This is a genomic window from Acidovorax sp. Leaf191, from assembly GCF_001424425.1.
Classification (GTDB): domain Bacteria; phylum Pseudomonadota; class Gammaproteobacteria; order Burkholderiales; family Burkholderiaceae_C; genus Acidovorax.
In genome coordinates, this window is sequence record NZ_LMPT01000020.1 from 159,767 (window position 1) to 182,673 (window position 22,907).

The window sequence follows — 22,907 nt, forward strand, 5'->3', positions numbered from 1 at the left end:
GGGCGCAGCAAAGTGCGGTGGGGAAGATGGAGCATTGTGGCGTGGTGGCATGCCGTGGCACGCGGTGGGTCGCAGGAGGCGAACTGCGGTGCCCCGCGCAGGCCCGGACCAGTTGGGGCGCCGAGAAGCAGCCGGATCAGGCCGTGCCGGTGCGCCGCTGTGTCCGCTCCCTGTGCTGCCGCGCTGCTATCCTGCCGTCATGCGCAGCCTTTTTCATCTTGCTTTTCACGTCACCGACCTCGACGCCGCACGCCGCTTTTACGGTGGTGTGCTGGGGTGCCAGGAAGGCCGAAGCACCGACACCTGGGTGGACTTCGATTTCTTCGGGCACCAGATCTCCCTGCACCTGGGCGAGCCGTTCACCAGCGCCCGCACCGGCCATGTGGGCGACCACCTGGTGCCCATGCCGCACTTCGGCGCCATCCTGGAGCTGCCCGACTGGCATGCGCTGGCCGGCCGGCTGAAGGCCGCAGGCACCGCCTTCACGCTGGAGCCCCAGGTGCGGTTCGAAGGCCAGCCCGGCGAGCAGTGGACGATGTTCTTTCACGACCCCAGCGGCAATCCCATCGAGATGAAGGGGTTCCGGTCGCTGGACGAGGTCTACGCGGCCTGAGTCGCACGCTGCCCCGGCCGGGAGCGTGCTGCCGGCACGTCCTGCGCGCCAGCGCTCCCAATCCCCTCTTTGCCGCCCGCGCGTCCTTCGCACCGCTCGGCGCTCGTTGGCGCTTGCTGGCGCTCGCAGGGGCCAGCGCGGGCACCACGCTGCGCACGGCGCGGCGCTCCCCAGGGGTACTGCAACTGCCTTCCGGCGGGTACGGCCGTCCCGGCAGCAGCTGCCTGCTGCCTCGACGCCCTGCCAGCCTTGGGGACCCCTCCCCTGCCCGCATGCCCTGCTGACGGCGCACGCCGTCAGGCTGCATTGTCGACAGGGCCGTGAGGTCAGCGGCGCTGCAGCAGCGGGATGGTCCCGAGCGCGAACACCGAGTTGGGCACACCCACCCGTGCCATCAGCGGGCGCGGCTTGGCACTCAGCTTGGGGCGGGGAGCGGCCGCGGGGACTGCGGCCTCTTCCGCCACCACACCCTTTTCGATCTGCTGGGCCACCAGGTCCTGCAAGGTCACGGACTGCAGATAGTCCATCACCCGTGCGTTGAAGGTGGACCACAGGTCGCCCGTCATCGACTTCACCTGCGCCGCCTGGCCGGCACCGAGGTTCTGCAGGTCATCGGCCTTGAGGTTCTCGACCGCCAGGATGATCTCGGCCACGGACACCTGGTCGGCGCGCCGGGCCAGCGTGTAGCCGCCACCGGGACCGCGCGTGCTGTCCACCAGCCCCGCGCGGCGCAGGGCGCTGAACAGTTGCTCCAGGTACGACAGCGAGGTGCCCTGGCGGGCGCTGATCGTCGACAGCGCCACCGGGCGAATCTTCTGGCGCAGCGCGAGGTCGGTCATCGCCGACACCGCAAGTTGTCCTCGGGTAGTGATTCGCATCGTTGTACTCCTTGTGTGAACACGACAGTTCCAAGCCGGGCAGTCGCCACGGAATGGGGCCAAGCGTTCAATGTAGTCAGTTTGACACTTCGCGTATATTCGTTTTATCGATTCAAATACATCGGTTTTTTCGAAGCATAGGACGCCACATGAACTTAAAGCACCTGCGCTACTTCTGGACGGTGGCCAAGGCGGGCGGTGTGATGCGCGCCGGCGAGCAGCTGCACACCACCCCGCAGACGCTATCGGGGCAGATCAAGCAGCTGGAGGAATGGCTGGGGCACGACCTGTTCCGCAAGCGCGGCCGCGGGCTGGAGCTCACCAGCGAAGGGCGCGTGGCGCTGGGCTACGCCGAGCAGATCTTTGCACTGGGCGAAGAGCTGGAAAAATCGGTGCGACTGTCCCGCGGCCAGGCCAAGCCGCTGGAGTTTCGGGTGGGCGTGGCCGACTCCATCGCCAAGTCGGTGGCTTATCACCTGCTGGAGCCGGCGCTCGGCATGCCGCAGCAGGTGCACATGACCTGTCAGGAGGGCAAGTTCCCGGAGCTGATCGCCCAGTTGAGCCTGCACAAGCTCGACCTGGTTCTGGCCGACGAACCTGTGTCCAGGAAGATCGGCGTGAAGGCGTTCAACCACCCGTTGGGCACCAGCGGCATGAGTTTTCTGTGCGCTCCGGGCCTGCGGGCAGAACTGCAGGGCGACTTCCCGCAATGCCTGCAGGGCGCGCCCATGCTGATCCAGGGCCCCATGTCCTCGGTGCGCCAGCAGCTGGACCACTGGTTCAACAAATACCAGCTGCAGCCGCGCCTGGTGGGCGAGTTCGACGACAGCGCCCTCATGAACGCGTTCGGCCGCGAAGGCCGTGGCGTGTTCACCTCCCCCACCGTGCTGGACGACGAGACCACGGCGCAATTCGGCGTCGAGGTGATCGGCCGATCGAGCGAACTGGTGGAGGAATTCTTTGCGATCTCGGTGGAGCGGCGCATCACGCACCCCTGCGTGGCGGCCATCACCAAGGCGGCGAAGGCGGATCTGTTTGGGAAATGAAATGCGGGTGGGCGCGTCGCTGGGAACCGTACGCAGGTCGGAAACACCGTCTTGGTGAGCTTGGCAGCGCTGCCAAGCTACGGCGCCGCGCCGCATGTAGACCACACAAAGTGGCCGCGACGTATCTCAGCGACCCGCGAGGCTGGGTGTGGCTTGCAAGCGCGGCCAACCCAACAATTGACCGCACAGTCAGCCAGCCAGCCAGCCAGCTACCCGCTACACCGTCAGCCAGGAAGGAATCGCTCAAGCCAGCTCAGCAGCCAGGCACTTCCTGCGCCAACGTTGCGCAGCCAACCGGGCACCGATAGCAAGCCCAAAAACAAAAACGCCCACATTGCTGTGGGCGTTTTGCTTTGACTGACTGAATCAGCCAATATTTGGTTGCGCGAGAAGGATTTGAACCTCCGACCTTTGGGTTATGAGCCCAACGAGCTACCAGACTGCTCCATCGCGCGGTAAGAAATAAATTATACCCTATTATTCAGCTGCTGCCGAATTATTTTCGGTTTCTGCTGCGCGGTCGACCAATTCGACCAGGGCCATGGGCGCATTGTCGCCCACGCGGAAGCCCATCTTCAGAATGCGGGTGTAGCCACCGGGACGTGCGTTGAAGCGGGGGCCCAGTTCGTTGAACAGCTTGGTGACGCTGTCACGGTCGCGCAGGCGGTTGAACGCCAGGCGGCGGTTGGCGACGGTGTCGACCTTGGCCAGGGTGATCATGGGCTCGATCACGCGGCGCAGTTCCTTGGCCTTGGGCACCGTGGTCTTGATGGCCTCGTGCTCGATGATCGAGTTCATCATGTTCTGCAGCATCGCAAGGCGGTGCGAGCTGGTGCGATTGAGTTTGCGGAGTCCGTGTCCGTGGCGCATGGTGCTTTCCTTCTACTGTCTATGTAATTAAATCGGGCAGCCGTGTCAGGTACTTCCCGAGGCACTGTTCCCTTTTTGGCAGTTCAGCCGCTTGGCCGCTTGCCTGTCAGGGAACAAAAAGTCCCCCTTGCGGAGGACTTGGAAACCGGGCTCCCCTGTTCGGGGAACCCAGGATTATAGCGGCTGATCAGCGCTTGTCCAGACCGGCTGGTGGCCAGTTCTCAAGCTTCATGCCGAGCGTCAGGCCGCGGGAGGCCAGCACTTCCTTGATTTCGTTCAGCGACTTGCGACCCAGGTTAGGCGTCTTGAGCAGCTCGTTCTCGGTGCGCTGGATCAGGTCACCGATGTAGTAGATGTTCTCGGCCTTCAGGCAGTTGGCAGAACGCACGGTCAGTTCCAGCTCGTCCACAGGGCGCAGCAGGATCGGATCGAACGTGGCATTGCCGCGTGGGCCTGCAGGTGCGTCGAACGCAGCCAGCTCGCCACCTTCCAGCTGTGCGAACACAGCCAGCTGTTCCACCAGGATCTTGGCCGATGCGCGCACTGCGTCTTCGGCAGTGATGGCACCATTGGTTTCGATCTCGACGACCAGCTTGTCCAGGTCGGTACGCTGCTCCACGCGAGCGCTTTCCACGGTGTAGCTCACGCGCTTGACGGGCGAGAACGAAGCATCCAGCACGATGCGGCCGATCGACTTGGTCGACTCGTCCGCATAGCGGCGCAGGCTGCCGGGAACGTAGCCACGGCCCTTTTCCACCTTGATCTGCATGTCCAGCTTGCCGCCTTGCGACAGGTTGGCGATGACATGGTCAGGGTTCACGATTTCGACGTCGTGGGGGGTCTGGATATCACGGGCCGTCACGACGCCCTCGCCGTCCTTGCGCAGGCTCAGCGTGACTTCATCGCGGTTGTGCAGCTTGAACACCACGCCCTTGAGGTTCAAGAGGATGTTGACCACATCTTCCTGAACGCCATCGATGGACGAGTACTCGTGCAGAACGCCTGCAATGGTGACTTCCGTCGCTGCGTAACCCACCATGGACGAGAGCAGGACGCGCCGGATGGCGTTGCCCAGCGTGTGGCCGTAGCCACGCTCGAACGGCTCCAGCGCGACCTTGGCACGGTTGTGGCCAAGCTGCTCGACATTGATAGCCTTGGGTTTCAGCAAATTGGTTTGCATTCAGACTTCCTCTCAATACCCCCAGCTCGTTACACCGGTAAGGCTGGTGAAGCGCCTAAACCGCGATGCCTCGCGGTTCAGGGACGGTTTTCTTGAATTACTGACTCGACCGATTAGCGCGAGTACAACTCAACGATCAGCGATTCGTTGATGTCGGCACCGAACTCATCACGGTCAGGCGCCTTCTTGAAGATGCCTTCTGCCTTGTCGGCATTCACTTCCACCCATGCAGGCATGCCGACTTGGGCCGCCAGTTGCAGGGCTTCGACGATACGCGCTTGCTTCTTGGACTTTTCACGCACGGCCACCACGTCGCCAGCCTTCACGAGGTAGGACGCGATGTTCACGGACTTGCCGTTCACGGTGATCGCCTTGTGGGACACCAGCTGACGCGCTTCAGCGCGGGTCGAGCCGAAACCCATGCGGTACACCACATTGTCCAGACGCGATTCCAGGAGGAACAGCAGGTTGGCGCCGGTGTTGCCCTTCTTGCCGTCAGCGGCTTCGAAGTAGCGGCGGAATTGCTTTTCCAGCACGCCGTACATGCGCTTGACCTTCTGCTTTTCACGCAGTTGCAGGCCGTAGTCGGACGTGCGCGCACCGGAGGTACGGCCGTGCTGACCTGGCTTGGAGTCGAACTTGGACTTGTCGGCGATCGAGCGGCGTGCGCTCTTGAGGAACAGGTCCGTGCCTTCACGGCGGGAGAGTTTGGCCTTGGGGCCGAGGTAACGTGCCACTTGAGCTTCCTTTGTGTCATCTACCGCAAACCATTGCGGGAGCCGCCTGAGGCGCTTGCGCGTTCACAGGCGGCGGTGGGCTTAGAGAGATTAGATACGGCGACGCTTTTGAGGGCGGCAACCGTTGTGGGGCACCGGGGTCACGTCGGAGATCGACGTGATGCGGATGCCCAGTGCGCCCAGAGCGCGCACCGAGGATTCACGACCAGGACCAGGACCCTTGATTTCGACGTCGAGGTTCTTGATGCCTTGGTCGATGGCAGCGCGGCCGGCCACTTCCGATGCCACCTGGGCAGCGAACGGGGTGGACTTGCGCGAGCCCTTGAAACCTTGGCCACCGGACGATGCCCACGACAGGGCATTGCCCTGGCGATCGGTGATCGTGATGATGGTGTTGTTGAACGAAGCGTGCACGTGGGCAATGCCGTCGGAAACGTTCTTGCGAACCTTCTTGCGGACGCGCTGGGCTGCGTTATTGGCAGGAGACTTAGCCATGATGATCTTTCAATCTCTTTATTTCTTCAGTGCAGCTGCGCCCTTGCGCGGACCCTTGCGGGTGCGGGCATTGGTACGGGTGCGCTGACCACGCATTGGCAGACCGCGGCGGTGGCGGAAGCCACGATAGCAGCCGATGTCCATCAAACGCTTGATGTTCATCGTCGTTTCGCGGCGCAGGTCACCTTCGATGGTGAACTGTTCGATTTGCTCACGAATTTTTTCCAGATCGCTGTCCGTCAGATCTTTGATCTTCTTGGAGTAAGCGATACCAGTTGCTTCGCAGATCTTGCGAGCGCGGGTGCGACCGATACCAAAAATGGAGGTCAAACCGATTTCCGCGTGCTTGTGCGGCGGAATGTTAATGCCAGCGATACGTGCCATATGCGTCCTCTAATACTTTCCAATCAACCTTGGCGCTGCTTGTGACGCAGGTCCGTGCAGATCACGCGCACCACACCCTTGCGGCGGATGATCTTGCAGTTGCGGCAGATTTTTTTGACCGAAGCCGAAACTCTCATTGCATTCTCCTAAAACTTTTCCATCCGTCCCGGCTGCTTTGCACGGAACACAATTTGTGCCCGCAAAATCGTGGGGCGTCGACGTAACCGATATCCAGCTTGCAGGCAGTGCATCGCGGTGCGATCCCTGCCTTCCTCATCCTCAACCGCCCGCGTTGCCTTTGAAATTGGCTTTCTTGAGCAGTGATTCATATTGCTGCGACATCATGTAGTTCTGTACCTGGGCCATGAAATCCATGGTCACCACCACGATGATCAGCAGCGACGTTCCACCGAAATAGAACGGCACGTTGTACTTCAAGATCAGGAACTCCGGCAGCAGGCACACGAAGGTGATGTACACCGCACCCGCCAGCGTCAGGCGAACCAGGATCTTGTCGATGTAGCGCGCAGTCTGCTCACCCGGGCGAATGCCTGGAATGAACGCACCGCTCTTCTTCAGGTTGTCTGCAGTCTCGCGGCTGTTGAACACCAGGGCCGTGTAGAAGAAGCAGAAGAAGACGATGGCCGCGGCGTAGAACATCACATAGATGGGCTGGCCAGGGGTCAGCGCACCAGAAATGTCCTTCAGCCAGCGCATCGACTCACCAGCACTGAACCAGTTCACCACCGTGGCGGGCAGCAGGATGATCGACGACGCGAAGATCGGAGGAATCACACCCGCCATGTTCAGCTTCAGGGGCAGGTGCGACGACTGACCGCCATACACCTTGTTCCCCACTTGCCGGCGCGCATAGTTCACGAGGATCTTGCGTTGACCACGCTCCACAAACACCACGAAGTAAGTCACGAGACCCACGACGATGACGATGAAGATCGCAGCCAGGATGCTCATCGCACCCGTACGGACCAGTTCCAGAAGACCACCGATGGAGCTTGGCAGCCCGGCAGCGATGCCGGCGAAGATCAGGATCGAGATCCCGTTGCCAAGACCACGCTCGGTGATCTGCTCACCCAGCCACATCAGGAACATCGTTCCAGCTGTCAGGCTGACCACCGCCGTCAGGCGAAAGCCGAAGCCAGGGCTGATCACCAGGCCAGCAGAGCTTTCCAGCGCCACAGCAATACCGAGCGACTGGAACAGAGCCAGACCCAGCGTGCCGTAACGGGTGTACTGCGTGATCTTGCGGCGACCTGCTTCGCCTTCCTTCTTCAACTGCTCGAAGGCTGGCACCACGTAGCCCATCAGCTGCATGATGATCGACGCCGAGATGTACGGCATGATCCCCAGAGCAAAGACCGTGAAACGCGACAGCGCGCCACCCGAGAACATGTTGAACAGGTTCAGGATCCCGCCTTGCTGGCCACTGAACAGCTGCTGGAGTTGGGCTGGATCGATACCAGGCACCGGGATATGAGCCCCGATGCGGTACACGACCAGCGCCATCAACAGAAAAACCAGACGACGACGCAGGTCGCCGAACTTGCCGGTCTTTGCGATTTGAGCCGCGCTAGTAGCCACAGATGCCTTCCTTCGAAGTCAAACTCAGGCGACGCTGCCGCCGGCAGCTTCGATAGCTGCCTTGGCACCTGCCGTGGCGCCGACGCCATTGAGCTTGACAGCCTTCGTGAGCGAACCGCTCTTGATGACCTTGACCACCTTGGCCAGCTCGCCGATCAGGCCAGCTTGCTTGAGGGCCAGCACGTCCACTTCGGCCAGGCCGAGTTGGTCGAGCGCCGTCAGCGTGACTTCTGCATTGAACTTGAGCAGGTGCGACTTGAAGCCGCGCTTGGGCAAGCGACGTTGCAGAGGCATTTGACCGCCTTCGAAGCCAACCTTGTGGTAGCCACCGGAGCGCGACTTTTGACCCTTGTGACCACGGCCAGCGGTCTTGCCCAGGCCGGAGCCGATACCACGGCCTACGCGGCGCTTGGCATGCTTGGCGCCGTCTGCGGGCTTGATGCTATTGAGTTCCATGATCTATCTCTCAGAGGACTTTGACCAGATAGCTGATCTTGTTAATCATGCCGCGCACTTCGGGCGAGTCCTGCAGTTCGCTCACGCTGTTGAGCTTGCGCAGGCCCAGGCCACGGACGGTGGCGCGGTGCGATTCCTTGGTGCCAATAGGGCTGCGCACCAGTTGAATCTTGACGGTTTGTTGCGTAGTCATTTCCAGCTTCCTATCAGGCGAAGATGTCTTCGACCGTTTTGCCGCGCTTGGCCGCCACGCTCGACGGGGTGGTCGACTTGACGAGCGCATCAAAGGTGGCGCGAACCATGTTGTAGGGGTTCGACGAACCATGGCTCTTGGCCACGATGTCGGTGATGCCCACAACTTCGAAAACAGCGCGCATGGGGCCGCCAGCGATGATGCCGGTACCCTTGGGTGCTGGGTGGAGTTCCACCGACGCTGCGCCGTGATGGCCCTTCACCGAGTGGTGAATGGTGCCGCTCTTGAGTGCAACCTTCATCAGGTTGCGGCGGCACTCTTCCATCGCCTTTTGCACGGCAGCAGGCACTTCCTTGGACTTGCCCTTGCCCATGCCGACGCGGCCGTCACCGTCGCCGACCACAGTCAGTGCAGCGAAACCGAGAATACGGCCACCCTTCACGACTTTGGTCACGCGGTTGACCGCGATCATCTTCTCGCGCAGACCGTCGTCCTGGCCTTCGCTCTGCACCTTGGGTTGAAATTTAGCCATTTTGTATTCCGCTCCGCTTAGAACTGCAGGCCGGCTTCACGGGCTGCGTCGGCCAAAGCCTTGACGCGACCGTGGTAGGCAAAGCCTGAGCGATCAAATGCAACCTTCTCGACGCCAGCTGCCTTTGCTTTTTCAGCAATGCGCTTGCCGATGGCCGTGGCTGCGGCGGCATTGCCACCCTTGCCCGAACCACCGAGTTCCTTGCGCACATCGGCTTCTGCGGTGGAGGCGCTGGCCAACACCTTGCTGCCGTCGCCAGAGATGACGCTGGCATAGATATGGAGGTTCGTGCGGTTCACCGTGAGACGCGCCACGCCTTGCTGTGCAATGCGGATGCGGGTCTGACGCGAACGACGAAGACGCTGCTCTTTCTTGGTCAACATGTTGCAGCTCCTTATTTCTTCTTGGTCTCTTTGATCGTGACTTTTTCGTCCGCATAGCGGATGCCCTTGCCCTTGTAGGGCTCGGGTGGACGAACAGCACGGATCTCAGCAGCGATCTGGCCGACGCGCTGGCGGTCGGCACCCTTGATCACCACTTCCGTGGGAGTCGGGGTAGCCACCGTGATGCCGGCGGGCATTTCGATGTTGACCGGATGCGAATAGCCCACAGCCAGGTTCAGCTTGGAACCGGACGCTGCAGCCTTGTAGCCCACGCCGATCAGGCTGAGCTTCTTTTCAAAGCCCTTGCTGACGCCGACCACCATGTTGTTGACCAACTGGCGAATCGTGCCGCTCATGGCATTGGCTTCGCGGGAATCGTTGGCGGGCTCGAAGCTGAGCTTGCCTTCGTTGTTCGACACCTTCACCAGCACGTTTTGTGCAAGCGACAGGGTACCGCCAGAACCCTTGACAGAGATCTGGTCTTCTTTCACGGACACATCCACGCCAGCGGGGATGGTCACGGGCATTTTTCCTACTCGGGACATTTCAGTTTTCTCCTCAATGCCGCGGGTTAGGCCACGTAGCAGAGCACTTCGCCACCGACACCGGTAGCGCGCGCCTTGCGATCGGTCATCACGCCCTTGGGCGTCGTGACAATTGCCACACCCAGACCGTTCATGACTTGTGGAATGGAATCACGGCCTTTATAGACACGCAGACCAGGGCGGCTGACGCGCTCGATGCGCTCAATCACTGGACGGCCTGCGTAGTACTTCAGGGCAATTTCGAGTTCCGACTTGCCGGCTTCGGTCTTGACCTGGAAGCCGTCGATGTAACCTTCGTCCTTCAGCACCTGGGCGATGGCAACCTTCACTTTGGAAGAAGGTACCAGCACCGTGGCCTTGGAGACCATTTGTGCATTGCGGATGCGGGTCAGCAAGTCAGCGATGGGATCACTCATGCTCATGTTGTATCTCTCCTGCCTGCTTACCAGCTGGCCTTGGTGACACCGGGGATGTCGCCTGCAAAAGCCAGTTCGCGGATCTTGGCGCGAGCCAGACCGAATTGACGGAAGGTTCCACGTGGACGACCGGTGATTTCGCAACGGTTGCGCTGGCGCGTGGGGTTGGCGTTGCGGGGGAGCTTTTGCAGGCCCAGACGGGCTGCATCGCGCTCTTCGTCGCTACGCTTGGAATCGCCGGCGATTGCCTTCAGTTCCGCATACTTGGTTGCGTACTTGGCAGCCAATTTTTCGCGCTTCAGTTCGCGCTGGATCAAAGCTACTTTAGCCATGCTTCGCCTCAGTTCTTGAACGGGAAACGGAAACCAGCGAGAAGCGCCTTGGCTTCTTCGTCGGACTTGGCCGTCGTGGTGATGCTGATATTGAGACCACGCAAGGCATCCACCTTGTCGTACTCGATTTCAGGGAAAATGATCTGTTCCTTGACGCCGATGTTGTAGTTGCCACGGCCGTCGAAAGCGCGACCGGAGATACCACGGAAGTCACGGACGCGGGGCAGAGCCACGGTCACGAAACGGTCCAGGAACTCATACATCTGCACGCCACGCAACGTGACCATGCAACCGATGGCCTGGCCTTCGCGGATCTTGAAACCGGCGATAGCCTTCTTGGCCTTGGTGACGACGGGCTTTTGACCAGCAATCTTGGTCAGGTCAGCCACAGCGTTGTCCATCACCTTCTTGTCCGAGACTGCCTCGCTCACACCCATGTTGAGCGTGATCTTGGTCAGACGGGGAACCTGCATCGGCGAGGTGTAACCGAACTGCTTGGTCAGTTCGGGAGCGATCTTGTCGCGGTAGATTTCTTGGAGTCGTGCCATGTTTACCCCTTAGGCCGCCTTGATTTCAGCGCCGCTGGACTTGAACACGCGAACGCGCGAACCGTCAGCTTGCAACTTGATGCCCACGCGATCAGCCTTGCCGGTGGCAGCATTGAAGATGGCCACGTTGGACTGGTGAATCGGCATGGCCTTTTCAACGATGCCGCCCGTCGTACCCTTCATGGGGTTCGGCTTGGCGTGCTTCTTGACGAGGTTGATGCCGTCGATGACGAGATACGAGTCGTCCTTGCGCAGCGACACAGTGCCGCGCTTGCCCTTGTCGCGCCCGGTCAGCACGATGACTTCGTCGCCCTTGCGAATCTTGTTCATGGCGCGTCCTTAGAGAACTTCAGGAGCCAGGGACACGATCTTCATGAACTTTTCGGTACGCAGTTCACGCGTCACGGGTCCAAAGATGCGGGTGCCGATAGGCTCCAACTTTGCATTCAGCAACACTGCTGCGTTGCCGTCGAATTTGACGAGCGAGCCATCACCGCGGCGGATGCCCTTTGCGGTACGAACCACCACTGCGCTGTAAACCTCGCCTTTTTTGACGCGGCCACGCGGAGCGGCTTCCTTGATGCTCACCTTGATGATGTCGCCAACGCTTGCATAGCGACGCTTCGAGCCACCCAGCACCTTGATGCAAAGGACGGACTTGGCGCCGGTATTGTCGGCAACCTCTAACCGAGATTCTGTCTGGATCATTTCAATATTCCCAACTTGCACCAGAAGACCACGGCCCCAGAGAACTTCTCAAGGGCTGCAGATCAGCCAGTCAGTCTTGGGCCCGTCGTCCGCACCGCAAACCATTTGCAGCACTTCCCGCTGGGCAGAAACTTCACGTAGGAAACGCGAAGCCCTCGATTATTGCAAAACAATTCCAGGGAGTCAAGGGCCCTATCACACCGGCGCATGCAGATACTGCTGCGCCAGCGCCACAAAGGCGTCCAGCCCCGGATCGGTGCCCAGCTCTTCGCGCAGGATCTGCGCCACGGCAGGCGCGAGCTCGATGGCGCGGCGCGCGTCCAGGAACAAAAGGCGCGAGCGCCGGGCCAGCACGTCCTCGACCGTGCGCGCGTATTCGTTGCGGGCGGCAAACCGCACCATCGCGGCGGTGAGGCCCTGGCCCAGGTCCACGTCGGCGCCGGGCAGCGCCTGCACGGCGGCCGCATCGCTGCCATAGGAGTGCAGGCCTTGCGCGTCGCTGATCCGGTGCCGCACGGGCGTGGTCGGCGTGCCCACCAGCGGCAGGTGGTTGGTCACCCCGGCGGGCTTTTCCGCCAGCAGCCCGGCGGTGAAGCATTTTTGCAACACATCTTCCGCCATGGCGCGGTAGGTCGTCCATTTGCCACCGGTCACCGTCACCAGGCCGGTGCGGCTGGTCAACACCGTGTGCTCGCGGCTCAGGCTCTTGGTGTTGTCGCCGTCGTCGTCCTGGGGTTTGACCAACGGGCGCAGGCCGACCCAGATGCTCCGGATGTCGGCCAGTTGGGGGGCACGGGTCAGGTAGCGGGCCGATTCCTGCAGGATGAACTGGACTTCCTCCCGGAAAGGCAGGGGCTCGCGCACGATGTCCTGGCGGGGGCTGTCGGTGGTGCCCAGGATGAGCTTACCCAGCCACGGCACGGCGAACAGCACGCGCCCGTCTGCGGTCTTGGGCACCATCAGGGCGTGGTCGGACGGCAGGAACTCCCGGTCCACCACGATGTGCACACCCTGGCTGGGGGCGACGATGGGCTTGACCGGCCGGCCGATGGCCTCGCCGTCCATCTGGCGCAGGGCGTCCACCCACACACCCGTGGCGTTGACCACCGCGCGCGCGCGCACCGTGAATGGCTGGCCCGACTCGGAGTCTTCGCAGACGAAGCCAGCCACCTTGCCGTCTTCGTGGATCAGCGAACGCGCCGGGCAGTAGTTGACCAGCAGAGCCCCGCGGCTGGCGGCCGTGCGCGCCAGCGCCAGCGCGAGCCGGGCGTCGTCGAACTGCCCGTCCCAGTATTTCACGCCGCCCTTGAGCCCCTCGGTGCGGGCGGTCGGAAGGCACGCCAGCGTGCGGTCGCGCCCCAGGAACTGCGTGGCGCCCAGGCCCGCCTTGCCGGCCAGGGCGTCGTACATCATGAGGCCGATGCCATAGAACGGCGTCTCCCAGAAACGGTAGGACGGCATCACGAACGGCAGCGGCTGCGCCAGGTGCGGCGCATTGTTCAAGAGCGTGGTGCGCTCGTGCAGGGCCTCGCGCACCAGGGCGATGTTGCCCTGCGCCAGGTAGCGGACGCCGCCGTGCACCAGCTTGGTCGCGCGCGACGACGTGCCTTTGGCAAAGTCGTGCGAGTCCACCAGGACCACGCTGAAACCCCGCGCTGCCGCATCCAGCGCCACCCCCAGGCCCGTCGCCCCCCCGCCGATCACGGCCAGGTCATATTGATGGGGCTGGGCGAGGCGCGCCAGAAGATCGGCACGCCGGGTAGCAAGGGGAGCGGAAGCAGAAGCGGTGGTCATAGGGCGATTGTCCATGGGTGGGACAAAATTTAAGGGTTAACCCTTAAATTCTTGACGTATCGGGGAGAGATTCACAGCGCACCGCGAGGCGGCCGGAATGCTCCCGCGCCAGTAAAAAGGGCAGCCGGGGGCCTTGTGGGCTCCGGCTGCCGGTGAAGACCGCCGCACTACAGCGCAGTGCGGCGGCAGGAGAGCCGGATCAGCGGGCCTTGCCGTCCTTCCAGGCCTGCAGCAGCTTGTCGTAGGCGATGGTTTCGCCCTTGGGCTTTTCGTTCGCCAGCTTCTTCCAGGGGGCCTGCTTGTCGCTCAGCCACTTGTTGGGGTCACCCTTGGGGTTGAGCTTGGGCGCGCAATGGGCCATGCCCGCGCGCTCCAGGCGTGCCATCACCTGGTCCATCTCGTCGGCCAGCGTGTCCATGGCGCCCTGGGGCGTCTTTTCACCCGTGACGGCCTGGGCCACGTTCTTCCACCACAGCTGGGCCAGCTTGGGGTAGTCGGGCACGTTGGTGCCGGTGGGCGACCATGCCACGCGGGCGGGGCTGCGGTAGAACTCCACCAGGCCACCCAGCTTGGGGGCGGCGTCGGTCATGGCCTTGGACTGGATGTCGGACTCGCGGATCGGGGTCAGGCCCACCAGGGTCTTCTTGAGCGAGGTGGTCTTGGCCGTCACGAACTGGGCGTACAGCCAGGCCGCCGCCGTCTTGTTGGCGTCATGGCCGTTGAAGAACGACCACGAACCCACGTCCTGGTAGCCGTTTTGCATGCCCTGCTTCCAGTACGGGCCGTTCGGGCCGGGGGCCATGCGCCACTTGGGCGTGCCGTCGGCGTTCACCACGGGCAGGCCGGGCTTGACCATGTCGGCCGTGAAGGCGGTGTACCAGAAGATCTGCTGCGCGATCTGGCCCTGGGCGGGCACGGGGCCGGCTTCGCCGAAGGTCATGCCCGTGGCTTCCTTGGGCGCGTACTTCTTCATCCAGTCCACATACTTGGCCAGCGCGTAGACGGCGGCGGGCGAGTTGGTCGCGCCGCCGCGGGCCACCGAGGCGCCCACCGGGGTGCACTTGTCGTCGGCCACGCGGATGCCCCACTCGTCGATCGGCAGGCCGTTGGGCGCGCCGATGTCGGCCGTGCCGGCCATGGACAGCCAGGCATCCGTGAAGCGCCAGCCGAGGGACGGGTCCTTCTTGCCGTAGTCCATGTGGCCGTAGATGGCCTTGCCGTCGATGTTCTTCACGTCGTTGGTGAAGAACTCGGCGATGTCCTCATACGCGCTCCAGTTGAGCGGCACGCCCAGGTCGTAGCCGTACTTGGCCTTGAATTTGTCCTTGATGTCCTTGCGGTCGAACAGGTCAGCACGGAACCAGTACAGGTTGGCGAACTGCTGGTCGGGCAGCTGGTAGAGCTTGCCGTCGGGCGCCGTGGTGAACTTGGTGCCGATGAAGTCCTTGAGATCCAGGCCCGGGTTGGTCCATTCCTTGCCCGTACCGGCCATGTAGTCGGTCAGGTTCATCATCTTGCCGTAGCGGTAGTGCGTGCCGATCAGGTCCGAGTCCGAGATCCAGCCGTCATAGATCGACTTGCCGGACTGCATCGAAGTCTGCAGCTTCTCGACCACGTCGCCTTCCTGGATCAGGTCGTGCTTGACCTTGATGCCGGTGATTTCCTCGAACGCCTTGGCCAGCGTCTTGGATTCGTACTCGTGGGTGGTGATGGTCTCGGACACCACCGAGATTTCCTTCACGCCCTTGGCCTGCAGCTTCTTGGCGGCTTCGATGAACCACTTCATCTCGGCCATCTGCTGGTCTTTGCTCAGCGTGGACGGCTGGAACTCGCTGTCGATCCATTTCTTGGCTTCCGCCTCACCCGCCAGGGCGGACTGCCCCGTCATGACCGCCACTGCCAGTGCCAGCGCTGTGTACCGCGTCTTCATAGTGCCTGTCTCCTCATAGTCATCTCCCCTTTGGATGCAAGGGTCGCGCAGCTCCGGGGAAGGGTTGAGCCGCGCAACGGGAATCTACGGATGGGTGGCCGTGTCGGCGGCTCAGCCCTTGCGCAGGATCAGCGCCAGCAGCGCCATCGACAGCACGAAGCTGATCCACACCGACGGTTCGGCCGACAGGCTGAACCACTGGACAAGCTTGCCGCTGATGCCGACAAAGATCAGGTTCACGTAGGCCGCCGACAGCAGCCCGATGAAGAGCCGGTCGCCGCGCGTGGTTTCCAGCGGCAAAAAACCTTTGCGCATCGACGTGGGCGACTTGAGCTCCCACACCGTCATGCCCACCAGCATCAGCACGATGCATGTAAAGAACACTGCCACGGGCAGCGTCCAGGCCATCCAGTCAAACATGGGCACCCCCCTGAGCGCCTGCGGCGCTTCCCCCCAGGGGGACGCAGCGGGTGGCCGGGCGAAGCCCGTTCCACCGCTGCTGCTGGTCTGGGGCAGTCTGCGCACTCTGCGGCGAATTGGTGTGGTTCATCGTTTTGCTCCCTCTCTCGTCAAACGCGGCCCATCGCAAAGCCCTTGGCGATGTAGTGGCGCACGAACCAGATCACGATGGCGCCGGGCACGATGGTCAGCACGCCGGCGGCGGCGAGCGTCGCCCAGTCCATGCCACTGGCGCTCACGGTGCGCGTCATGGTGGCCACGATGGGCTTGGCGTTCACGCTGGTCAGCGTGCGGGCCAGCAGCAGCTCCACCCAGCTGAACATGAAGCAGAAGAACGCCGCCACGCCCACGCCGGCCTTGATCAGCGGCAGGAACACCGTCATGAAGAAGCGCGGAAAGCTGTAGCCGTCGATGTACGCCGTCTCGTCAATCTCGCGCGGGATGCCGCTCATGAAGCCCTCCAGGATCCACACCGCCAGCGGCACGTTGAACAACAGGTGCGCCAGGGCCACGGCCAGGTGCGTGTCCATGAGCCCTACCGTGGTGTACAGCTGAAAGAACGGCAGCAGAAACACCGCGGGCGGCGTCATGCGGTTGGTCAGCAGCCAGAAGAACACATGCTTGTCGCCCAGGAACTGGTAGCGGCTGAACGCATAGGCCGCCGGCAGCGCCACGGTGAGCGAGATCACCGTGTTGATGGCCACGTAGATCAGGCTGTTGATGTAGCCCGAGTACCAGGACTCGTCGGTGAAGATGGTCTTGTAGTTGTCCCACGTGAAGTGCTGCGGGAAGAACGAGAACGTCGAGAGGATCTCCGCGTTCGTCTTGAAGCTCATGTTGACCATCCAGTAGATGGGCAGCACCGCGAACGCCAGGTACAGGACCAGGAAGACCGACCGCTTCTGAAAGCGCTTTTCATTCATGGCCGGCTCCTTCGTTGCTGGCGGTGCCGACGCGCTGCATCCAGTTGTAGAGGATGAAGCACAGCAGCAGGATGATGAAGAAATAGATCAGCGAGAACGCTGCGGCAGGCCCCAGGTCGAACTGGCCCACGGCCTTGGTCGTGAGGTACTGGCTCAGGAACGTGGTCGCATTGCCCGGCCCGCCGCCCGTCAGCACGAAGGGCTCGGTGTAGATCATGAAGCTGTCCATGAAGCGCAGCAGCACCGCGATCATGAGCACGCCCCGCATCTTGGGCAGCTGGATGTAGCGGAACACCGCGAACTTGCTCGCGCCGTCGATGCGCGCGGCCTGGTAGTACGCATCCGGTATGGAGCGCAGCCCGGCAAAGGCCAGCAGCGCCACCAGCGGCGTCCAGTGCCACACGTCCATCAGCAGCACGGTGAGCCAGGCGTGGGTGGCGTTGCCGGTGTAGCTGTACTCGATGCCCGCCTGTTGCAGCAGGCGACCCATGAGCCCGATGTCGGCACGGCCATAGATCTGCCAGATGGTGCCCACCACGTTCCAGGGGATCAGCAGCGACAGCGCCACCACCACCAGCACGGCGGACGACTTCCAGCCCTGCGCGGGCATGGACAGCGCCAGCATGATCCCGAGCGGAATCTCCACCGCCAGCACCGCCAGCGAGAAGGTCAGCTGGCGCAGCAGCGCGGCGTGCAGCTCTTCGTCGCGCATCACCTGCACGAACCACTCCGTGCCCACGAAGACGCGGCGCTCGGGCGAGATGATGTCCTGCACCGAGTAGTTCACCACCGTCATCAGCGGCAGGATGGCCGAGAAGGCCACGCACAAGATCACCGGCAGGATCAGGAACCAGGCCTTCTGGTTCACGGGTTTGGTGGTATTGCTCATTGGAAACCTCCGCGCTGCGCACTGCGGTGCTGAGCGCCTTCGGGCGGCCGGGCGGCGCTCATGGAGCGACCTCCGCGGTCAGCAGCTGTTCGTTCTGATAGAAGCAAGTGTGTGCACCCAGCACCTGCAGCCACACTGCGTCGCCGGCCGATGGCAGCCGGGCCTCGGGCGCAAAGCGCGCCTTGAGCGTGTGCTCGCCCACCTTGGCGGTCAGCATCAGGTAGGTGCCGATGTCCTGCACCTGCACCACGGTGCAGGGCAGCGCGCCGGCCTGCAGCGGCTGGGCCAGTGCCAGGTACTCGGGCCGAATGCCGACCTGCAAGGCGCCTTCGGGCAGCGTGCGGCCCGCGGCGCCCGCCAGGGCGTGCCCAGCCACCGACAGGTTGGCGCCGTCGCTGTGCGCCGGCAAGAAGTTCATGCCCGGCGAGCCGATGAAGTGGCCCACGAACACGTGCGCAGGCCGCTCGAACAGCGCATCGGCCGAGCCCACCTGCACCGCCTTGCCGCGCGTCATCACCACCACCTGGTCGGCAAACGTGAGCGCCTCGACCTGGTCGTGCGTCACGTAGATCAGCGTGAGCTTGAGCTCGTGGTGAATCTGCTTGAGCTTGCGCCGCAGCTGCCATTTGAGGTGCGGGTCGATCACCGTGAGCGGCTCGTCGAACAGCACGGCCGCCACGTCCGAGCGCACCAGGCCGCGGCCCAGGGAGATCTTCTGCTTGGCGTCCGCCGCGAGGCCCGCCGCGCGCTGGTTGAGCTGGCCGCTCATCTCCAGCATCTCGGCGATCGCGCCCACGCGCTGCTGGATCTGCGCCTCGGGCACCTTGCGGTTGCGCAGCGGGAAGGCCAGGTTCTCGGCCACCGTCATGGTGTCGTAGATGACGGGGAACTGGAACACCTGGGCGATGTTGCGCTCTTGCGGGCTGGCGCGCGTCACGTCGCGGCCGTCGAACAGCACCTTGCCGTGCGACGGCACCAGCAGGCCCGACATGATGTTGAGCATGGTGGTCTTACCGCAGCCCGAGGGGCCGAGCAGCGCGTAGGCGCCACCGTCCTCGAACTCCATCTTGAGCGGCATCAGCGCGTAGTCGCTGTCCTGCTGCGGGTGGGGCTTGTACGAATGCGCCAGGTCCAGACTGATGCGTGCCATGTCAGCGGCCTCCTTGTGCCAAGTGCCGCGCCGCAGGCGCCCAGGCCAGCCGGCCGTCGGCACCGAACACGTAGACCTGCGCAGGGTCCAGGTGCAGGGTGACGGCCGCGCCCAATTCAAAGTAATGCACGCCGGTGAGCTGCGCCACCAGGTCACCCCACGGGGTGGACGCATGCACAAAGGTGTCGGAGCCTGAAATCTCGGCCAGCTCCACCACGCCGCCCACGCTCACATCGCCGGGCCGGGCGTGCACACGCAGCGCGCTGGCCCGCACGCCCACCGTGAGGCCGGCAGCGGCCAGGCCCTGCGGCAGCGGCACGGCGAACTCGGCACCGCCCTGCAGGCGCACGCCCTGGGCCGTGGCCGACGCGGCCATGAGGTTCATCGGCGGGTCGCTGAAGGCACGGGCCACGCGCAGCGAGTTGGGCGCGTGGAACACCTCGGCCGTGGGGCCGTACTGCAGCAGCTCGCCCTCGTCCAGCACGGCGGTGTAGCCGCCCAGCAGCAGCGCCTCGCCCGGCTCGGTGGTGGCATAGACCACGGTGGACTGGCCGGCGGCGAACAACTGGGTCAGCTCTTCACGCAGTTCCTCGCGCAGTTTGTAATCCAGGTTGACCAAGGGCTCGTCCAGCAGCATCAGGGGCGCGCCCTTGGCCAGGGCACGCGCCAGCGCCACGCGCTGCTGCTGGCCGCCCGACAGCTCGGCCGGGTAGCGGTCCAAGAACATGTCGATGTGCAGGCGGCTGGCAATCTCGCGCACCCGGGCATCGATGTTCTTTTCGCCGCGCAGCTTGAGCGGCGAGGCGATGTTGGCGGCCACCTTCATCGACGGGTAGTTGATGAACTGCTGATAAACCATGGCGACATTGCGCTCGCGCACCGGGGTGCCCGTCACGTCCACGCCATCGACCGTCACGCGGCCGGCGGTGGGCGTGTCCAGGCCCGCCATGATGCGCATCAGGCTCGTCTTGCCTGCCTGCGTGGCGCCCAGCAGCACCGTGACGGCGCCGCTGTGCAGCGCCAGGCTCATGTCATACAGCCAGGTCTGCGGTCCTACCTTCTTGCTGATGCTGTCCAGTGCCAGCTGCATCACGCAACCTTTCTGTTGTAGTGGCCTCCAGGGCCTTTGTTCTGCGGAAATCCTGTGCCGCTGCGCACCAGCCACAGCAAGCCCTCTCGGTTTCGATTGTGTTCATTTTTGTTCTTTTATGATCGTATTGAATCAAGGTTTACCCTTAACAGGTTCCTTTTTGTTCGATTTAAAGTATCCACACACTCTGCCCGCCCCAACCGCGTGAATACGAACCCCCGACAACTGCTGCTCCTCGAAGAAGTCCGCGCGCGCAAGTCCGCCACCGTGGAACAACTGGCCGACACCCTGGGCGTGACGCTGCAGACGGTGCGCCGCGACGTGCAGCGCCTGGCCGAATCGGGCCTGCTCACGCGCTTTCATGGCGGCGTGCGCGTGCCCAGCTCCACCGTGGAGAACCTGGCCCACACCCAGCGCGAGACCCTGCACGCCGAGGGCAAGGCACGCATCGCGCGCGCCGTGGCAGCCCAGGTGCCCAACGACTGCTCGCTGATCCTGAACATCGGCACCACGACCGAAGCCATCGCCAAGGCGCTGCTGCACCACCGCGGCCTGCGCGTGATCACCAACAACCTGAACGTGGCGGCCATCCTGAGCGGCAACCCCGAGTGCGAGGTCATCGTGGCCGGCGGCGTGGTGCGCACCCGCGACCGCGGCATCGTGGGCGAGGCGGCGGTGGACTTCATCCGCCAGTTCCGGGTGGACATCGCGCTCATCGGCATCTCGGGCGTGGAGCCCGACGGCTCGCTGCGCGACTTCGACTACCGCGAGGTGAAGGTGGCGCAGACCATCATTGCCCAGTCGCGCGAGGTCTGGCTGGCGGCCGACCAGAGCAAGTTCAACCGCCCGGCCATGGTGCAACTGGCCACGCTGAACCAGATCGACCGCCTGTTCACCGACGCGCCGCCGCCGGAGCCGTTTCCGGCACTGCTGCAGGATGCAGAGGTGCTGTGCACGGTCGCGGCCTGACCCGGTCTCACCCATTGCTTTCAACCCAGCAACCAACCGTTCACGCTGAGCCTGTCGAAACGCTGCGCAAGGCTTCGGCAGGCTCAGTCCGAACGGTCTTCATGAGTTGAACGCAAGCCCCCGCCACCCCTTTGCGGCAGTGCGCTGCTGACTTATCCTTGCCCGCCATGACCTACCTGCTCGCACTCGACCAAGGCACCTCCAGCTCCCGCAGCATCGTCTTCGACGAAGGCGGCCACATCGTGGCGCAGGCGCAGGTGGAGCTGCCGCAGATCTACCCGCAGCCCGGCTGGGTGGAACACGACCCGCTGGAGATCTGGCGCACGCAGCTGGCCACCGCGCGGGACGCGCTGGCCAAGGCGGGCATCGCGGCCGACGCCGTGCGCGCCGTGGGCATCACCAACCAGCGCGAGACCACGGTGCTGTGGAACCGCCAAACCGGCAAGCCCGTGCACCACGCCATCGTGTGGCAGGACCGCCGCGCCGAACCGGCCTGCGCGCAACTGCGCGAACAGGGCCACGCGGGCACCATCCAGGCCAAGACCGGCCTGCTCGTCGATGCGTACTTCTCGGGCACCAAGCTGCAGTGGCTGCTGGACCACGTGCCCGGCGCGCGCGATGCGGCCGAGCGCGGCGAGCTGGCCTTCGGCACGGTGGACAGCTGGCTGATCTGGCAGCTGACCCACGGCCAGGTGCATGTGACGGACGTGAGCAACGCCTCGCGCACCATGCTGTTCAACGTGCACACCAATCAGTGGGACGATGAGCTGCTGGCCCTGCTGCGCATCCCCAAATCCTTGATGCCGCAGGTGCAGCCATCGAGCTCGCACTTCGGCGACATCGCGCCCGACCTGCTGGGCCACGGCATCCGCATCGGTGGCGTGGCGGGCGACCAGCAAAGCGCGCTGTTCGGCCAGGCGTGCTTCACGGCGGGCATGGCCAAGAACACCTACGGCACGGGCTGCTTCATGCTGATGCACACCGGCCAGAAATTCCAGACCAGCCAGAACGGACTGCTCACCACCAGTGCAGCGCAGGCATCGGCCACGCCCGAGTTCGCGATGGAAGGCAGCGTCTTCGTCGGCGGCGCTGTGGTGCAGTGGCTGCGTGACGGCCTGCGCGCCATTCCGTCGAGCAGCGAGGTGCAGTCCCTGGCCGAGAGCGTTCCCGACTCGGGCGGCGTGATGATGGTGCCGGCCTTCACCGGCCTGGGCGCGCCCTATTGGAAGCCCGAGGCGCGCGGCACCATCACCGGCCTCACCCGCGGCACCACCATCGCCCACATCGCCCGCGCGGCGCTGGAGAGCATCGCCTACCAGAGCGCCGCCCTGCTGCAGGGCATGAGCCGCGACGCCACCGCCGCCGGCGGCGCGCCGGTGAGCGAGCTGCGCGTGGACGGCGGCGCCTGCGTGAACGACTTGCTGATGCAGTTCCAGGCCGACCTGCTGGGCATACCGGTGGTGCGCCCTGCCGTCATCGAGACCACGGCGCTGGGTGCCGCGTACCTGGCGGGCCTGTCCTGCGGGGTCTACAGCAGCACGGCGGAGCTGTCGAAGCTGTGGCGCGCCGACCGGCGCTTCGTGCCCACGCTGGGCAATGCCCGCGCGCAAGAACTGATGGCGAAGTGGGAGCACGCGGTGCGCCAGACGACCGCTGAATGAGCCCGGAACATCCCCCTGCGCAGCAATACTACAAAAACAATAGCAAACTATGAGACAGGGCAAGCGGTAGCGCCCCATTTTGCTAAAACCTGCAGGGTGCAGCCGGGCGGGCGCTACCATCATCGCC

At 63.6% G+C, this 22,907-nt stretch carries 29 protein-coding genes and 1 tRNA gene; 4 read left to right on the plus strand and 26 right to left on the minus strand.

What is annotated here, in order from left to right; genetic code table 11:
- The first annotated feature begins 199 nt into the window (after nucleotides 1-199).
- Nucleotides 200-613 (plus strand): VOC family protein, encoded by a 414-nt coding sequence (locus ASG27_RS20880; protein WP_056420289.1) that lies wholly within the window; start codon nucleotides 200-202, stop codon nucleotides 611-613.
- A 326-nt stretch (nucleotides 614-939) separates the two neighbouring features.
- Here the strand turns inward: ASG27_RS20880 and ASG27_RS20885 are convergent, their stop codons facing one another.
- Nucleotides 940-1,491, minus strand: a complete 552-nt coding sequence (locus ASG27_RS20885) for an Rrf2 family transcriptional regulator (protein ID WP_056420292.1) — start codon at nucleotides 1,489-1,491, stop codon at nucleotides 940-942.
- Between the two features lie 149 nt (nucleotides 1,492-1,640).
- Between ASG27_RS20885 and nhaR the strand changes: the two genes are divergently transcribed.
- On the plus strand, nucleotides 1,641-2,537 hold the full coding sequence (gene nhaR / locus ASG27_RS20890; protein WP_056420294.1) for a transcriptional activator NhaR: 897 nt from the start codon (nucleotides 1,641-1,643) through the stop codon (nucleotides 2,535-2,537).
- A 378-nt stretch (nucleotides 2,538-2,915) separates the two neighbouring features.
- Here the strand turns inward: nhaR and ASG27_RS20895 are convergent.
- The 25 genes from ASG27_RS20895 to ASG27_RS21015 all read right to left on the minus strand — a co-directional run bounded on the left by ASG27_RS20895 (nucleotide 2,916) and on the right by ASG27_RS21015 (nucleotide 20,150).
- Nucleotides 2,916-2,992, minus strand: a tRNA-Met gene (locus tag ASG27_RS20895).
- Nucleotides 2,993-3,014: 22 nt separating this feature from the next.
- The gene (gene rplQ / locus ASG27_RS20900) at nucleotides 3,015-3,407 is read right to left on the minus strand and encodes a 50S ribosomal protein L17 (RefSeq protein WP_056420297.1); all 393 of its coding nucleotides are present in this window, start codon (nucleotides 3,405-3,407) and stop codon (nucleotides 3,015-3,017) included.
- A 187-nt stretch (nucleotides 3,408-3,594) separates the two neighbouring features.
- Nucleotides 3,595-4,587, minus strand: a complete 993-nt coding sequence (locus ASG27_RS20905; RefSeq protein WP_056420300.1) for a DNA-directed RNA polymerase subunit alpha — start codon at nucleotides 4,585-4,587, stop codon at nucleotides 3,595-3,597.
- A gap of 113 nt (nucleotides 4,588-4,700) precedes the next feature.
- Complete coding sequence (gene rpsD, locus ASG27_RS20910) at nucleotides 4,701-5,324, minus strand: 30S ribosomal protein S4 (RefSeq protein ID WP_056420303.1); 624 nt, start codon at nucleotides 5,322-5,324, stop codon at nucleotides 4,701-4,703.
- 90 nt (nucleotides 5,325-5,414) lie between these two features.
- Nucleotides 5,415-5,819, minus strand: coding sequence for a 30S ribosomal protein S11 (gene rpsK / locus ASG27_RS20915; RefSeq protein WP_005793662.1), 405 nt, complete (start codon nucleotides 5,817-5,819; stop codon nucleotides 5,415-5,417).
- A gap of 18 nt (nucleotides 5,820-5,837) precedes the next feature.
- Nucleotides 5,838-6,203, minus strand: a complete 366-nt coding sequence (gene rpsM, locus ASG27_RS20920) for a 30S ribosomal protein S13 (RefSeq protein WP_035206424.1) — start codon at nucleotides 6,201-6,203, stop codon at nucleotides 5,838-5,840.
- A 23-nt stretch (nucleotides 6,204-6,226) separates the two neighbouring features.
- Nucleotides 6,227-6,340, minus strand: a complete 114-nt coding sequence (rpmJ, locus tag ASG27_RS20925) for a 50S ribosomal protein L36 (protein ID WP_005793651.1) — start codon at nucleotides 6,338-6,340, stop codon at nucleotides 6,227-6,229.
- A gap of 142 nt (nucleotides 6,341-6,482) precedes the next feature.
- Complete coding sequence (gene secY, locus ASG27_RS20930) at nucleotides 6,483-7,802, minus strand: preprotein translocase subunit SecY (protein ID WP_056420306.1); 1,320 nt, start codon at nucleotides 7,800-7,802, stop codon at nucleotides 6,483-6,485.
- Nucleotides 7,803-7,826: 24 nt separating this feature from the next.
- Nucleotides 7,827-8,258, minus strand: a complete 432-nt coding sequence (gene rplO / locus ASG27_RS20935; protein ID WP_056420309.1) for a 50S ribosomal protein L15 — start codon at nucleotides 8,256-8,258, stop codon at nucleotides 7,827-7,829.
- A 10-nt stretch (nucleotides 8,259-8,268) separates the two neighbouring features.
- Complete coding sequence (gene rpmD, locus ASG27_RS20940) at nucleotides 8,269-8,451, minus strand: 50S ribosomal protein L30 (RefSeq protein ID WP_007861725.1); 183 nt, start codon at nucleotides 8,449-8,451, stop codon at nucleotides 8,269-8,271.
- 13 nt (nucleotides 8,452-8,464) lie between these two features.
- A complete protein-coding gene (gene rpsE, locus ASG27_RS20945; protein WP_056420312.1) occupies nucleotides 8,465-8,983 on the minus strand; it encodes a 30S ribosomal protein S5 in 519 nt (172 codons plus the stop codon).
- Nucleotides 8,984-9,000: 17 nt separating this feature from the next.
- The gene (gene rplR / locus ASG27_RS20950) at nucleotides 9,001-9,366 is read right to left on the minus strand and encodes a 50S ribosomal protein L18 (protein WP_007861721.1); all 366 of its coding nucleotides are present in this window, start codon (nucleotides 9,364-9,366) and stop codon (nucleotides 9,001-9,003) included.
- 11 nt (nucleotides 9,367-9,377) lie between these two features.
- Entirely contained in the window at nucleotides 9,378-9,911 is a 534-nt protein-coding gene (gene rplF, locus ASG27_RS20955) for a 50S ribosomal protein L6 (RefSeq protein ID WP_056420316.1), read from the minus strand.
- Between the two features lie 26 nt (nucleotides 9,912-9,937).
- Nucleotides 9,938-10,333 carry a 30S ribosomal protein S8 gene (gene rpsH, locus ASG27_RS20960; protein ID WP_056420320.1) on the minus strand — a complete coding sequence of 132 codons (396 nt, stop codon included), beginning with the start codon at nucleotides 10,331-10,333 and terminating at the stop codon, nucleotides 9,938-9,940.
- 20 nt (nucleotides 10,334-10,353) lie between these two features.
- Nucleotides 10,354-10,659, minus strand: a complete 306-nt coding sequence (gene rpsN / locus ASG27_RS20965; protein ID WP_056420323.1) for a 30S ribosomal protein S14 — start codon at nucleotides 10,657-10,659, stop codon at nucleotides 10,354-10,356.
- Between the two features lie 8 nt (nucleotides 10,660-10,667).
- On the minus strand, nucleotides 10,668-11,207 hold the full coding sequence (rplE, locus tag ASG27_RS20970) for a 50S ribosomal protein L5 (protein WP_005793632.1): 540 nt from the start codon (nucleotides 11,205-11,207) through the stop codon (nucleotides 10,668-10,670).
- A gap of 9 nt (nucleotides 11,208-11,216) precedes the next feature.
- Nucleotides 11,217-11,537 (minus strand): 50S ribosomal protein L24, encoded by a 321-nt coding sequence (gene rplX, locus ASG27_RS20975; RefSeq protein ID WP_056420326.1) that lies wholly within the window; start codon nucleotides 11,535-11,537, stop codon nucleotides 11,217-11,219.
- A 9-nt stretch (nucleotides 11,538-11,546) separates the two neighbouring features.
- Nucleotides 11,547-11,915 (minus strand): 50S ribosomal protein L14, encoded by a 369-nt coding sequence (gene rplN, locus ASG27_RS20980; protein ID WP_007861702.1) that lies wholly within the window; start codon nucleotides 11,913-11,915, stop codon nucleotides 11,547-11,549.
- 195 nt (nucleotides 11,916-12,110) lie between these two features.
- The gene (locus tag ASG27_RS20985) at nucleotides 12,111-13,709 is read right to left on the minus strand and encodes a glycerol-3-phosphate dehydrogenase/oxidase (RefSeq protein ID WP_056420331.1); all 1,599 of its coding nucleotides are present in this window, start codon (nucleotides 13,707-13,709) and stop codon (nucleotides 12,111-12,113) included.
- A 199-nt stretch (nucleotides 13,710-13,908) separates the two neighbouring features.
- Entirely contained in the window at nucleotides 13,909-15,639 is a 1,731-nt protein-coding gene (locus ASG27_RS20990; RefSeq protein ID WP_056420334.1) for an ABC transporter substrate-binding protein, read from the minus strand.
- Nucleotides 15,640-15,750: 111 nt separating this feature from the next.
- Nucleotides 15,751-16,059 carry a DUF2160 domain-containing protein gene (locus tag ASG27_RS20995; RefSeq protein WP_056172550.1) on the minus strand — a complete coding sequence of 103 codons (309 nt, stop codon included), beginning with the start codon at nucleotides 16,057-16,059 and terminating at the stop codon, nucleotides 15,751-15,753.
- 149 nt (nucleotides 16,060-16,208) lie between these two features.
- The gene (locus tag ASG27_RS21000) at nucleotides 16,209-17,021 is read right to left on the minus strand and encodes a carbohydrate ABC transporter permease (protein WP_056420338.1); all 813 of its coding nucleotides are present in this window, start codon (nucleotides 17,019-17,021) and stop codon (nucleotides 16,209-16,211) included.
- Nucleotides 17,014-17,910 (minus strand): carbohydrate ABC transporter permease, encoded by an 897-nt coding sequence (locus ASG27_RS21005; protein ID WP_056420339.1) that lies wholly within the window; start codon nucleotides 17,908-17,910, stop codon nucleotides 17,014-17,016. The genes ASG27_RS21000 and ASG27_RS21005 overlap by 8 nt, the downstream gene beginning before the upstream one ends.
- A gap of 58 nt (nucleotides 17,911-17,968) precedes the next feature.
- Nucleotides 17,969-19,060 (minus strand): ABC transporter ATP-binding protein, encoded by a 1,092-nt coding sequence (locus tag ASG27_RS21010; protein WP_056420629.1) that lies wholly within the window; start codon nucleotides 19,058-19,060, stop codon nucleotides 17,969-17,971.
- A 1-nt stretch (nucleotide 19,061) separates the two neighbouring features.
- On the minus strand, nucleotides 19,062-20,150 hold the full coding sequence (locus ASG27_RS21015; RefSeq protein WP_056420342.1) for an ABC transporter ATP-binding protein: 1,089 nt from the start codon (nucleotides 20,148-20,150) through the stop codon (nucleotides 19,062-19,064).
- Nucleotides 20,151-20,354: 204 nt separating this feature from the next.
- Between ASG27_RS21015 and ASG27_RS21020 the strand changes: the two genes are divergently transcribed.
- Both ASG27_RS21020 and glpK read left to right on the plus strand, forming a co-directional pair.
- Entirely contained in the window at nucleotides 20,355-21,119 is a 765-nt protein-coding gene (locus tag ASG27_RS21020) for a DeoR/GlpR family DNA-binding transcription regulator (RefSeq protein WP_056420346.1), read from the plus strand.
- A gap of 167 nt (nucleotides 21,120-21,286) precedes the next feature.
- The gene (gene glpK, locus ASG27_RS21025; RefSeq protein ID WP_056420353.1) at nucleotides 21,287-22,780 is read left to right on the plus strand and encodes a glycerol kinase GlpK; all 1,494 of its coding nucleotides are present in this window, start codon (nucleotides 21,287-21,289) and stop codon (nucleotides 22,778-22,780) included.
- The last annotated feature ends 127 nt before the right edge of the window (nucleotides 22,781-22,907 follow it).

Excerpts from the sequence above, each read along its gene's own strand:
- ASG27_RS20880 (WP_056420289.1), top strand. The coding sequence starts at position 200 with ATGCGCAGCCTTTTTCATCTTGCTTTTCACGTCACCGACCTCGACGCC.
- ASG27_RS20885 (WP_056420292.1), bottom strand. The coding sequence starts at position 1,491 with ATGCGAATCACTACCCGAGGACAACTTGCGGTGTCGGCGATGACCGAC.
- nhaR (WP_056420294.1), top strand. The coding sequence starts at position 1,641 with ATGAACTTAAAGCACCTGCGCTACTTCTGGACGGTGGCCAAGGCGGGC.
- rplQ (WP_056420297.1), bottom strand. The coding sequence starts at position 3,407 with ATGCGCCACGGACACGGACTCCGCAAACTCAATCGCACCAGCTCGCAC.
- ASG27_RS20905 (WP_056420300.1), bottom strand. The coding sequence starts at position 4,587 with ATGCAAACCAATTTGCTGAAACCCAAGGCTATCAATGTCGAGCAGCTT.
- rpsK (WP_005793662.1), bottom strand. The coding sequence starts at position 5,819 with ATGGCTAAGTCTCCTGCCAATAACGCAGCCCAGCGCGTCCGCAAGAAG.
- rpsM (WP_035206424.1), bottom strand. The coding sequence starts at position 6,203 with ATGGCACGTATCGCTGGCATTAACATTCCGCCGCACAAGCACGCGGAA.
- rpmJ (WP_005793651.1), bottom strand. The coding sequence starts at position 6,340 with ATGAGAGTTTCGGCTTCGGTCAAAAAAATCTGCCGCAACTGCAAGATC.
- rplO (WP_056420309.1), bottom strand. The coding sequence starts at position 8,258 with ATGGAACTCAATAGCATCAAGCCCGCAGACGGCGCCAAGCATGCCAAG.
- rpmD (WP_007861725.1), bottom strand. The coding sequence starts at position 8,451 with ATGACTACGCAACAAACCGTCAAGATTCAACTGGTGCGCAGCCCTATT.
- rpsE (WP_056420312.1), bottom strand. The coding sequence starts at position 8,983 with ATGGCTAAATTTCAACCCAAGGTGCAGAGCGAAGGCCAGGACGACGGT.
- rplR (WP_007861721.1), bottom strand. The coding sequence starts at position 9,366 with ATGTTGACCAAGAAAGAGCAGCGTCTTCGTCGTTCGCGTCAGACCCGC.
- rplF (WP_056420316.1), bottom strand. The coding sequence starts at position 9,911 with ATGTCCCGAGTAGGAAAAATGCCCGTGACCATCCCCGCTGGCGTGGAT.
- rpsH (WP_056420320.1), bottom strand. The coding sequence starts at position 10,333 with ATGAGCATGAGTGATCCCATCGCTGACTTGCTGACCCGCATCCGCAAT.
- rpsN (WP_056420323.1), bottom strand. The coding sequence starts at position 10,659 with ATGGCTAAAGTAGCTTTGATCCAGCGCGAACTGAAGCGCGAAAAATTG.
- rplE (WP_005793632.1), bottom strand. The coding sequence starts at position 11,207 with ATGGCACGACTCCAAGAAATCTACCGCGACAAGATCGCTCCCGAACTG.
- rplX (WP_056420326.1), bottom strand. The coding sequence starts at position 11,537 with ATGAACAAGATTCGCAAGGGCGACGAAGTCATCGTGCTGACCGGGCGC.
- rplN (WP_007861702.1), bottom strand. The coding sequence starts at position 11,915 with ATGATCCAGACAGAATCTCGGTTAGAGGTTGCCGACAATACCGGCGCC.
- ASG27_RS20985 (WP_056420331.1), bottom strand. The coding sequence starts at position 13,709 with ATGACCACCGCTTCTGCTTCCGCTCCCCTTGCTACCCGGCGTGCCGAT.
- ASG27_RS20990 (WP_056420334.1), bottom strand. The coding sequence starts at position 15,639 with ATGAAGACGCGGTACACAGCGCTGGCACTGGCAGTGGCGGTCATGACG.
- ASG27_RS20995 (WP_056172550.1), bottom strand. The coding sequence starts at position 16,059 with ATGTTTGACTGGATGGCCTGGACGCTGCCCGTGGCAGTGTTCTTTACA.
- ASG27_RS21000 (WP_056420338.1), bottom strand. The coding sequence starts at position 17,021 with ATGAATGAAAAGCGCTTTCAGAAGCGGTCGGTCTTCCTGGTCCTGTAC.
- ASG27_RS21005 (WP_056420339.1), bottom strand. The coding sequence starts at position 17,910 with ATGAGCAATACCACCAAACCCGTGAACCAGAAGGCCTGGTTCCTGATC.
- ASG27_RS21010 (WP_056420629.1), bottom strand. The coding sequence starts at position 19,060 with ATGGCACGCATCAGTCTGGACCTGGCGCATTCGTACAAGCCCCACCCG.
- ASG27_RS21015 (WP_056420342.1), bottom strand. The coding sequence starts at position 20,150 with ATGCAGCTGGCACTGGACAGCATCAGCAAGAAGGTAGGACCGCAGACC.
- glpK (WP_056420353.1), top strand. The coding sequence starts at position 21,287 with ATGACCTACCTGCTCGCACTCGACCAAGGCACCTCCAGCTCCCGCAGC.